The sequence below is a fragment of the Tenacibaculum retecalamus genome, from assembly GCF_027941755.1.
Taxonomy (GTDB): Bacteria; Bacteroidota; Bacteroidia; order Flavobacteriales; family Flavobacteriaceae; genus Polaribacter; species Polaribacter haliotis_B.
Window position 1 is genome coordinate 40018 of the sequence record NZ_CP115916.1, and the last position, 11873, is coordinate 51890.

An 11873-nucleotide genomic window follows, 5' to 3' on the forward strand; every position below is an offset into this window, starting at 1 on the left:
AATTAAAAATCATTTATAGTCAACTAACCAACTTAAACCCTTCAAAAATGAAACACAAGTACTTAAAAGGTCTTGTATTAGCTAGTGTTGTCTTTGGATTAAATTTTCAGGCACAAGCTCAAGACAAGAGAGAAGTAGAGCAAATTCGTAGTAAGTATAATTTGACGAAGCTTCAAAAAATGAAAGGAGACTTTCAAAAAATTGCAAAAACAGAAAAACAACAAGCCATTCAAATGGCAAAACAAAAAGGTTGGAAAACTAAGTTTACAACCAAAAAAGGTAATTTAGTTGAACTACAAAGAGTTGTAAACGGAAAACCTATTTACTATACCACTTCTAACGTTGCTGCGGCAAAATCTACAAGAACAAATCACTTAAATTCAGGAGGATCACTAGGTTTAAACTTAATGGGTCAGGGAATGACTGCCCATGTTTGGGATGGTGGTTTGGCAAGAACAACACACCAAGAATATGATGGTGCTGGAGGAAACAATCGTTTTTCTATTGGAGACGGAACAACTGCAAAACATTATCACTCAGCTCACGTAACGGGTACTATTATGGCATCGGGTGTTGATGCAAATGCAAAAGGAATGGCACCACACGCAAAAGCTGTAGGTTATGATTGGAATAATGATAAAGCCGAAGTAACATCAGCTGCATCAAACGGAATGTTAATTTCTAATCACTCTTACGGATATGCAACAAGAAATCAGCAAGGTCAAGTTCAATTACCACAAAATTATTTTGGTGGATATATTGAAGAATCAAGAGCATGGGATGAGATTTTATTTAACGCTCCAAACTTTTTAATGGTTGTTGCTGCAGGTAATGATGGTAGCGATAATAGCGCGAATACAAACCCAACAGGAGGGTATGGATTTGATAAATTAACAGGACATTCAGTTTCTAAAAACAACTTAGTTGTTGCTAATGCACAAGATGCAAATATTGATGCTAACGGAAATTTAATTTCTGTATCAATTGCACCAAGTAGTAGTGAAGGTCCAACGGATGATTTACGTATCAAACCAGATATTACAGGTAATGGTTCAGGAGTATATTCTACTTATGATAATAGTGATACTGCTTATAATTCGATTACAGGTACTTCTATGGCTTCGCCAAATGTTGCTGGTTCTTTAATTTTATTACAACAACATCACAAAAATTTAAACAATGGTAGTTTTATGAAAGCGGCGACTTTAAAAGGATTAGCGCTTCATACTGCTGATGATGCTGGTGTTACTGGACCAGATGCTGTTTTTGGATGGGGATTATTACATACCAAAAGAGCTGCTGAAGCAATTACCAATAAAGGAAATACTTCTAAAATAGAAGAGTTAACATTAACATCGGGTCAAACGTATACGATTACTGTTGATTCTGACGGAATTAACCCTTTATTAGCGTCTATTTCTTGGGTCGATAGAGCAGGTACTGCAACATCAACAGTAAATTCAACTACGCCTGTTTTAGTAAACGATTTAGATATTAGAGTTTCTAAAAACGGAACAACATATTTACCATACGAATTAACAGGTGCAACTACCAATGCTAAAAGAGACAACAATGTTGATCCTTATGAAAGAGTAGATGTATCAGGAGCTTCAGGAACATATACAATAACAGTAACTCATAAAGGGTCTTTAACTGGTGGTAGCCAAAACTATTCTTTAATTGTAACAGGAGTTACAGGTACCCCAGTGGCGTGTAATGCAACAGTACCAACAGGTGTTTCTACAACAGGTATTTCTGCTACAGGAGCAACCGTAAATTGGGCAGCAGTTACAGGAGCAACTTATGATGTAAGGTACAAAGCTACTTCAGCTTCTTCTTGGTCTACAAGTGCTGTTTCAACAACAACAAAAGTATTAAGCGGTTTATCTGCTTCAACAACATACGAAGTTCAAGTACGTAGTAAATGTTCTTCAGGAAATTCAAGTTATAGTACTTCGGTAAACTTTACAACGCCAGCAATTACAATTTCTTATTGTACATCAAAAGGGGCTAGTGTAAATGATGAATATATTCAAAAAGTTGTTTTAGGAACAATCAATAATACATCTGCTGGAGGAAACGGATATTCTGATCACACATCAATATCAACGAACTTAACAAAAGGAGAATCAAATACAATTACGATTACTCCAAAATGGACTGGAACAACGTATGATGAAGGCTATGGTGTTTGGATTGATTATAACCAAGATGGAGATTTTTCTGATGCAGGAGAAACAGTTTGGACAAAAGCAAAATCTAAAACAACTCCAGTAAGCGGAGCATTTACAGTACCTACATCAGCACTAAACGGAGCAACAAGAATGCGAGTGGTATTAAAATACAATGCAACACCAACAGCATGTGAGGCTTCTATTCAATATGGTGAAGTAGAAGATTATACCGTAGTAATTGGAAATTCTCAGGCAGATACTACTGCACCAACTGCACCAACTAGTTTATCAGCGTCAAGTGTAGCTCAAACTACTTTATCATTAAACTGGTCAGCATCTACAGATAATGTAGCAGTAACAGGTTATGATGTATACCAAGGATCAACTTTATTAGGTTCTACCACAGGAACATCTACAAATATTACAGGTTTAACAGCTGCTACAGCATACAATTTCTCTGTAAGAGCAAAAGATGCAGCAGATAATGTATCAGCATCAAGTAACGTTGTAAATGTAACAACTTTATCTAATCAGATTTCTTATTGTGCGTCAAAAGGAAACAGATCTACTTATGAGTGGATTGATAATGTAGAACTAGGCGGAATGACTAATGCAACTCCAGGAAATGGTGGTTACGGAGATTTTACCTCTAAAGTAGCAACCTTAGGTCAAGGAAGTTCAAACTCAATGGTAGTAAGTGCAGGTTTTTCTGGAACAGCATATACAGAGCACTGGGCAGTTTGGATTGACTTTAACCAAGATGGAACATTTGCAGATAGCGAGAAAGTAGTTTCAGGATCTTCGTCAAGCGCAAATAACTTAACAGCAACAGTTGCTGTACCATCTAATGCAACTTTAGGTCAAACAAGAATGCGTGTTTCAATGAAGTATAATGCAGCACAAACAGCTTGTGAAACTTTTGCAGACGGTGAAGTAGAAGATTATACGGTAAATATTACAGCAACAACGTCTAACTTTAATGTAGTTTTTGGAGATGTAGATGCCCAAAATTTAGGAAACGAGTCTTCAATTAACTTAATGGCATATCCTAATCCATCAGTAGATTTTATACAAGTTAAGTTAGCATCTAAAGCTAAAAACATGACGTATAAGATTGTAAATGCAATCGGAAGAGTTGTGCAAAAAGGGAAATTAAATTCTTCGAATATTGATGTTACAAACCTAACAACAGGAATGTATGTTTTAGAAGTTAATGACGGTCAAAAATCGTTAACAACTAAATTGATGAAGAAATAATAAGATTTTTATTTCAAGGAAAGCTTAAGAAATAAAAACCTTAGCTATCGCCTTGTGATTAAATAAATAAAACCCGAGCATTTGCTCGGGTTTTTTGTTTCTTTGCATAAAATATAGAATATGAATTACCTATCGGTTGAAGGCATTGCAAAAGCTTACGGAGAAAAAGTATTATTTGAAGACATTTCTTTCGGAATCAATAAAGATCAAAAAATAGCTTTTGTTGCTAAAAATGGTAGTGGTAAAACCTCTATTTTAAATATTATAGCAGGAGTTGATGAATCTGATTCAGGGCAAGTTGTTAGTCGAAAAGACATTGATATTGCTTATTTATCGCAAGCGGATAACTTAAACCCTGATTTAACGATAGAAGAAACTATTTTTTCTACGGATAACAAAGTTTTATCAGTAATAAAGCAATACGAAAAAGCAGTAGAAAATCCTGATAATGTAGATGCGTTTCAAGAAGCTTTCGAGCAAATGGAACAGTACAATGCATGGGATTTTGAAACACAATACAAGCAAATATTATCAAAATTAAAACTAGATAACTTAGCACTAAAAGTAGATAAACTTTCAGGTGGACAAAAGAAACGTTTAGCGCTTGCCATTGTATTGATTAAAAAGCCAGATTTATTAATTTTAGATGAACCTACCAATCATTTAGATTTAGAAATGATTGAATGGTTAGAAGCCTTTTTTGCCAAAGAAAAAATAACCTTATTTATGGTTACACACGACCGTTATTTCTTAGAACGTGTGTGTAATGAGATTATCGAATTAGATGAAGGTAAATTATATAAATACAAAGGAAATTACTCATATTACTTACAAAATAAAGAAGAGCGCTTAGCACTAGAGGCAACTAATTTAGGAAAAGCTAAAAGTTTATTTAAAAAAGAATTAGATTGGATGCGTCGCCAACCCAAGGCACGTACTACAAAATCTAAATCTCGTATTGAAGATTTTAATCAAATAAAAGATAAAGCACACCAACGACGTAACGAGCATGAAGTGCAGTTAGAAATTAACATGGAGCGTTTAGGAAGTAAAATTTTAGAGCTTCATAAAATGAAAAAATCATTTGACGATAAAGTAATTTTAGATGGCTTTGACTATGTTTTTAAACGCGGAGAACGTATTGGTATTATTGGTAAAAACGGTACGGGTAAATCTTCTTTCTTAAACATGTTAACTGGAGCTATCGAATTAGATGGCGGAAAAGTAACAGTTGGTGAAACAGTAAAGTTTGGGTATTACACCCAAAAAGGAATTGAAATAAAACCAGGACAAAAAGTCATTGAAGTAGTTAAAGAATTTGGTGAATATATTCCGTTATCTAAAGGACGAAAAATATCTGCAAGTCAATTACTAGAGCGTTTTTTGTTTGACAAGAAGAAACAATACGATTTTGTAGAAAAATTAAGTGGAGGAGAACAAAAGCGTTTGTACTTATGTGCAGTTTTAATTCAAAATCCAAATTTCTTAATTTTAGATGAACCTACTAACGATTTAGATGTTGTAACGCTAAATGTATTAGAGAATTTCTTATTAGATTATCCTGGTAACTTAATGGTGGTTTCTCACGACCGTTATTTTATGGATAAAATTGTAGATAATTTATTTGTGTTTAGAGGTGAAGGACAAATTGAAAATTTCCCTGGTAATTACTCTGATTTTAGAGCTTATGAAGATTCTAAAGTAAAAGAAGCTAGAGAGGTAAAAAAAGAGGTTGTAAAACCCGTTAAAGTAGCTAAAAAAGTAGCTTTAAGTTTTGATGAAAAACGCGAATGGGGTTTACTTGAAAAAGATATCGAAAGATTGCAGAAGAAGAAAGAAACGATTGAGGGAAAATTTAATAGAGCTGAATTTTCTCCTGAAGAAATTAATGATAAATCAATAGAGCTTCAGCAAATATCAGATGATTTAGAAACCAAAGAAGAACGCTGGTTAGAGCTTTCTATGAAAATAGAAGGAGAGTAGAATCGTTTTTTATAAGATTTATTATAAAACTAGATGTAATTTTAAACCTTAATAACAGCTGTTTCAGGGAGCATTGGTTTATTTTAACAGCACAATAAAAATTGTACATAACAATCTAGGTTTTTAGAATGTCAGTTCGAGTGATTTTTGTTAAAAAATCGTATCGAGAACTCGTTATGTAGCAAAAACCCTATTCTCGATATAAATTTTACTTATTTCAATCGTAAAATTCACTCGAATTGACAGCGTTTTATCAAAATATACAATAACTTAAACCTTAACAACAGCTGTTTCGGCTAGCATCGGTTTATTTAAAAAACGTAATACTAATTGTGCTACGGCAACGGTATCTCGTTCGCAATAATCAACAATACGCGGTAAGTTTTTTTCTTTATAATACACGTTGGCTACTTCGCTACCATCAATATCTTGTTTGGGTGAAGGAATTCCTAAAATAGAAGTCAATAACTTTAAAGAAGTATAGTGTTTGTAATCGCCAAACTTCCATAACTCTAAGGTATCTAAATGCGGAACTTCCCATGGTTTTTTGCCAAATAAATCTAGTTTTTTAGGTAAGTCAATTCGGTTGATAATCATTCGGCGTGCGATGTACGGAAAATCGAATTCTTTGCCATTATGGGCGCATAATAAATGCTTGTTTTGATTAAAATGTTTGTCGAGTAATTTTTTAAAATCAGTTAAAATAACAGTTTCATCATCCGAAGAAAAAGAAGTAATTCTTAATTGATTTTCTCCATCATTTTCTACAAAGTACCCAACCGAAATACAGATTATTTTTCCGAATTCAGCCCAAATACCGGCGCGATGATAAAAATCTTCAACATTAATTTCATCCTTTCGTTGATATTGCGTTTTTAAAGCATACAATTCTTGTTTTTCTTCAGATAAATCAGCAAATAATTCCACCTCAGGAACCGTTTCAATATCTAAAAACAAGATATTCTGTAAGTTAATTTTACCTAGCATTTTTTATTTCTTTTTTTAAAGATACAAAACCTCTATAAATAAACGAGAAATGGTTGGGTATTAGTAGTAGTTAGATTTAAGCCAATGTTTATGAATGATTAAATGAATGTTAAGTTAAACAAGAGCGAACAGGGTTTATAATATTATAGTTACTTTTGGGTAACACAATATAAAATGACCTATGAATACGAATGATGTTAAAATTTTACTAGTTGATGATGAGCCAGATATTTTAGAAATAGTAGGATATAACTTAAAATCAGAAGGGTATCAAGTTTTTACTGCAAACAACGGTGCTGAAGCTGTAAAACTAGCAAAAAAAGTAACGCCACATTTAATATTATTAGATATTATGATGCCTCAGATGGATGGTATTGAAGCGTGTCAGAAAATAAGAGGTATTAAAGCGTTAGAAAATGTAATTATTTCTTTTTTAACTGCTCGTGGTGAAGATTACTCACAAATGGCAGGTTTTGATGCTGGTGCCGACGACTATATTACAAAACCGGTAAAACCGAAAGTATTGGTAAGTAAAGTAAAATCTTTATTGAGACGTTTAAAAACAGAAGAAGAAACAGACGCGACAACCAGAGTGGGTGATATTGTTATTAACAGAGATGAATATGTGGTTTTTCAAGGCGATAAAAAAATAGCTTTACCAAGAAAAGAGTTCGAATTATTATCATTATTAACATCAAAGCCAGGCAAAGTATTTAAAAGAGAAGTAATTTTAGACAGTGTTTGGGGAAATGAAGTCGTGGTAGGAGGAAGAACAATTGATGTTCATATTCGTAAACTCCGAGAAAAAATTGGAGACGATTTCTTTAAAACGGTTAAAGGAGTTGGTTATAAGTTTGTTTTAGAGGACGATAAATAATAATTCAAAAAACGTTAACCTTTATTTTTAAAGTGATTGATGTGATTCTGAATTTATTTCAGAATCACATCAAGCTGCTAATCAATAATTATGTAAACTTGTGATAAATTCAGGTTGACTAATATGCTATTTTAAGCTATTTTTTTATAATGAAAAAAATTAAAAAAACATACCGATATGCCCTTTGGTCGGCATTGTATTCTACCTCAATATCTATAGTAATAGCTTTATTATCGTACTTTCTTTTAGTTAATCGATTAGGTATTGGCGCTGTAATTGTTTTCGGAATTGTAATGTTTATAGCCTCATTTCTTATTATTCAATACCGAGCGGAGTACTTTATATATCAAAGAGTAAAAAAATTATATGAAGACATTTCTATTTTAGATGCAAATGATTTAGAAAGAAAAAATGTAACTACTGATATTGAAGAATTAACAAATAGTGTACAAAAATACGTAGAAGAAAGAAGTAAAGAAATAGCTGTGTTAACACAAAGAGATTCTTTTAGAAGAGATTTTTTAGGAAACGTAGCTCACGAATTAAAAACGCCACTTTTTACCGTGCAAGGCTATATTTTAACCTTAATTGAAGGTGCGGCAGAAGATGAAGAAATCCGAACCAAATATTTAGCACGAGCAAATAAAGGAGTAGAGAGATTAACCTCAATTATTAAAGATTTAGACATGATTGCTAAATTAGAAACTGAGGGAATGAAGATGAATATTGAAACTTTTAATATGCTAGAACTTGTTCAAAATGTTTTTGACTTGTTTGAAATGAAAGCGAAGAAACGAAACATTACTTTAATGTTTGATCGTCTTTACGATTTTCCTTGCTTTGTAAAAGGCGATATTGAGCGTATAGAACAGGTTTTAATTAATTTAGTAGTTAACTCTATAAAATATGGTAAAGTAGGTGGAATAACCAGCGTAAGTATAGAAACCTATAACCCAAACAAGTTTATTATTAAAATAATTGATGACGGAGAGGGAATTAAGCAAGAGCATATTTCTCGTTTATTTGAACGTTTTTATCGAGTAGATCAAAGTCGTTCTCGCGAACAAGGTGGTTCTGGTTTAGGCTTGTCTATCGTAAAGCATATTATTGAAGCACATAACGAAACCATTTTACTAAAAAGTGATTTTGGAAAAGGATCTGAGTTTTCGTTTACTTTAGAAAAAGCAATGTAAAAACCGATAGCGTTTACAGTACTTTAAAATTATTTTTGGTTGTAAGTTGTTGATTTTAAGTGTTTTTTTAACTTAAAACCGAATAAACAGTAATTTTTGTCATTTACACAAAATTTTAAGCAATCCGTACAAATGTTATAATTCAACTTGTTTTTTATGTTGATATTTGTAGTATAATACACAAGATATTCATATTGATAATTGGGGGATTAATCAATAATTATAAAAAAAGCGTCACTTTTAAAGTAACGCTTTTTTTGATATATAAGTTATTTCTAATTTTAGATTAAATCGAAACCGATGTCTTTTCGGTAATTCATACCTTCAAAAGAAATTTTGTCAATGCTTTTATAAGACTTTTCAAGTGCTTCTTCAATAGTATCGCCAAAAGAAGTAACAGCCATAACTCTTCCTCCGTTAGAGACTACTTTTCCGTCTTTTTCGGTAGTTCCGGCATGAAAAACAATAGCGTTATTTACCGATTCGAAACCCGTAATTTCTTTCCCTTTTTGATAAGCTTCAGGATAACCACCCGCAACTAACATTACCGTTGTAGCTGTTTGAGAAGTAACTTCGTATGATTTTTCATGCAAAGTTTGGTTGGCAACACCTTCAAATAAATCAAGTAAATCAGATTTAATTCTTGGTAAAACAACCTCTGTTTCAGGATCTCCCATACGCACATTGTATTCTACTACTGATGGGTTTCCGTTGTCGTTCATCAATCCGATAAAAATAAATCCGCGATAATCAATTCCGTCTTTTTGTAAACCATCAATAGTTGGTTTTACGACTAAATTTTCTACTTTCTGTAAAAAATCATCCGTAGCAAAAGGAACTGGAGAAATAGCGCCCATTCCACCTGTATTTAAGCCAACATCACCTTCACCAATACGTTTGTAATCTTTTGCAGAAGGTAATATTTTATAATTTTTCCCATCGGTTAAAACAAATACAGAAAGTTCAATTCCGTTTAAAAATTCTTCAATAACTACGGTAGATGAAGCGTCTCCAAATTTTTGATTCGAAAGCATTTCTTCTAATTCTGATTTAGCTTCGTTTAAATCATTTAAGATTAAAACACCTTTACCAGCTGCTAATCCATCAGCTTTTAAAACAAATGGCGGTTGTAAGGTTTCTAAAAAGTTTTTTCCTTCGGATAAAGTTTCAGAGGTAAATGATTGATATTTTGCAGTAGGGATATTATGTTTTATCATAAACTGCTTCGAAAAATCTTTACTTCCTTCTAATAAAGCACCGTCTTTTTTAGGTCCAATTACAGGAATGTTTTTTAAGTCGTTATCTGCTAAGAAAAAATCGTGAATACCCGCTACTAAAGGAGCTTCAGGATCTACAACTACCATCGTAATGTTGTGTTGTAAAACAACCTCTTTTACTTTGTTAAAATCGGTAGGATTAATAGCAATATTTGTAGCTACTTTAATTGTACCAGCGTTACCAGGTGCTACAAAAAGATTTTTTGTTTTGTTACTTTCTGAAAGGCTTTTAGCAAATGCATGCTCTCTACCTCCAGATCCTAAAATTAAGATATTCATTGTTGTTGTATTGTTGTGTTGTAAATGCAAATATAAAGCAAGAAAAAAGGCTATGAGCAAAACAATTCTCAAAAATCGGATAAAAAACAAAAAAGGCCTCTTTTTTACTTAAAAGAAGCCTTTTTAAAATTTATTTTTTGGCAATTGCCTAGCGACTAAAATATTTGTTCTAATATTTTTTGAGTAATCGCATAGGTTGGTGTTACTCCGCTCATTCCTAATCCTCCAGAAGCAAGTGTTGCACCTGTTTCTAACGGGTTATCTGAAGCATAATATGCATATCTTACTTTAATATCTTCGCGTACATTTCCTCTAATTTTAGAAGCAGACTGAATTGCTTTTTGATAATGCGCGCCTTCCATTTCTAACCCAATAACATTCCAGGTAGAATCGTGGAAGAATTTAAGTAAGTCTTTATTTTGTAAAGAAGTTCCTAATACACTCACCATCGTTCCATCAAAAACTTGTACACCGAACCCTTCTAAATCTTCTTTTGCTAATTCGTTTTTAAACGGATAATTATCAGCAGTTCCTTCAAAAATATGTGAAGAAGGAATCATAATATCACCTTTACCACCTTCTAAAATACCAGCTTTCCCCATAATAGAAACCGAAAGAACATTTAAATGAGTAGATTTATTTCCTGTTTTATAAGGCTTCAACAGTTCATCCATTGTTTCAAATGCTTGTTCTCCGAAAGCATAATCCATTACAATAATAACTGGTTTTTCACTTACAGAATTTACTTTTTCATATGAAGTTGTATCTAAATCGATTTTTTCAGTATCAATAATTTGAACATTGATATTGGTTCCTGAAGTATCTTTTAAATAAATCAAGCCGTTTTCTGATGCGTAATTTTTAACAGCCTTTTGTAAAGGTTGACTATTGGCATTACTTAATACCTCAAAAAGCTCAAACCCTTTATGTTTTTTTGTTTCTTTTGGTAAGGCGTTTTGTGCGTAAATACTATTCATAACACTGTGCATATTGGCACTAATAATATGAATAGGACGTTCTAGTAAATTATTATCTACAAGATTTTTTTTAATGTTGTTTGCCCAAATTTCACCATAAAAATGATGCCCAATTTCTTCAATTAAAACAGCACTAAATTTTACAGAGCGTTTTTCTTCTAAAAGTGCTTCGTTTATAGCGAGTTTACCTAACCAATAAATAAGGTGGAAAAAACGATTCGGGTTTTCTTCAGTAGCAAAGGTATTATAAGCATCGTATACCTCGTCGTATGTTCGCCCTAAGATATTACCAAGGTGCACAACAATTACATCTTTTTCTTCATCAGTAAGTGTTTTGTTATACAAAACAACCTCTTCTAAATGCACCCATTCTCTAATAAAACTATCGCCATTATCAATAACAACACGATCTTTAATTTTATGAGATTCTATAAATAAGAAAGTAAGATGCGTAAGAATATCGTAAATTTCAGAACGACCACGCGTAATTTCAATATTCATTTGATCCTTATCAATACGGTAACAATTTCTTCTTCTTTTTGGAGGAACAATTGTTTTGAACTTAGAGTTTCTATAACCTTCATCGGCTGTTAAATAGATAAACTGACATTCTTCAATTCCTTCAGGTAATCGCTCTATAATATACACTAAACCGTTTAATTCGGTTTTATCTTCAGCAATCGATCCGTAAATTTCGGGTCTTAATTGTAATAATGATTTACGTAATGTTTCTCCAGAAATTCCCATCGGTTTATAAAAACCACGACTAAATAAATGACGCATAGAAATGTATAATTTTTCTATGGCATTGGTAGATTCTTGGGCTCTGGTACGTTCTTTATGGTTGGGTTTTGACATATTTATTTTTA

7 protein-coding genes are annotated in these 11873 nt (G+C 32.6%); 4 read left to right on the top strand and 3 right to left on the bottom strand.

All coding sequences use genetic code 11. The features are described 5' to 3' along the window. Positions 1 to 47 precede the first annotated feature (47 nt). Entirely contained in the window at positions 48 to 3431 is a 3384-nt protein-coding gene (locus PG912_RS00170) for a GEVED domain-containing protein (RefSeq protein ID WP_275688003.1), read from the top strand. 120 nt (positions 3432 to 3551) lie between these two features. Then, a complete protein-coding gene (locus tag PG912_RS00175; protein ID WP_275688004.1) occupies positions 3552 to 5414 on the top strand; it encodes an ABC-F family ATP-binding cassette domain-containing protein in 1863 nt (620 codons plus the stop codon). 270 nt (positions 5415 to 5684) lie between these two features. Here PG912_RS00175 and PG912_RS00180 read toward each other — a convergent pair whose 3' ends face one another. After that, on the bottom strand, positions 5685 to 6401 hold the full coding sequence (locus tag PG912_RS00180) for a 3'-5' exonuclease (RefSeq protein WP_260585573.1): 717 nt from the start codon (positions 6399 to 6401) through the stop codon (positions 5685 to 5687). Positions 6402 to 6582: 181 nt separating this feature from the next. Between PG912_RS00180 and PG912_RS00185 the strand changes: the two genes are divergently transcribed. Further along, positions 6583 to 7278: a response regulator transcription factor gene (locus PG912_RS00185; protein ID WP_275688005.1), complete on the top strand. Its 696-nt coding sequence runs from the start codon at positions 6583 to 6585 to the stop codon at positions 7276 to 7278. A gap of 149 nt (positions 7279 to 7427) precedes the next feature. Continuing rightward, positions 7428 to 8471 carry a sensor histidine kinase gene (locus PG912_RS00190; RefSeq protein WP_260585571.1) on the top strand — a complete coding sequence of 348 codons (1044 nt, stop codon included), beginning with the start codon at positions 7428 to 7430 and terminating at the stop codon, positions 8469 to 8471. A 281-nt stretch (positions 8472 to 8752) separates the two neighbouring features. On the opposite strand, the gene purD is transcribed toward PG912_RS00190, so the two are convergent. Further along, positions 8753 to 10027, bottom strand: coding sequence for a phosphoribosylamine--glycine ligase (gene purD / locus PG912_RS00195; protein WP_275688006.1), 1275 nt, complete (start codon positions 10025 to 10027; stop codon positions 8753 to 8755). A gap of 155 nt (positions 10028 to 10182) precedes the next feature. Beyond that, positions 10183 to 11862, bottom strand: a complete 1680-nt coding sequence (locus PG912_RS00200; RefSeq protein ID WP_275688007.1) for a DUF6909 family protein — start codon at positions 11860 to 11862, stop codon at positions 10183 to 10185. Positions 11863 to 11873 lie beyond the last annotated feature (11 nt).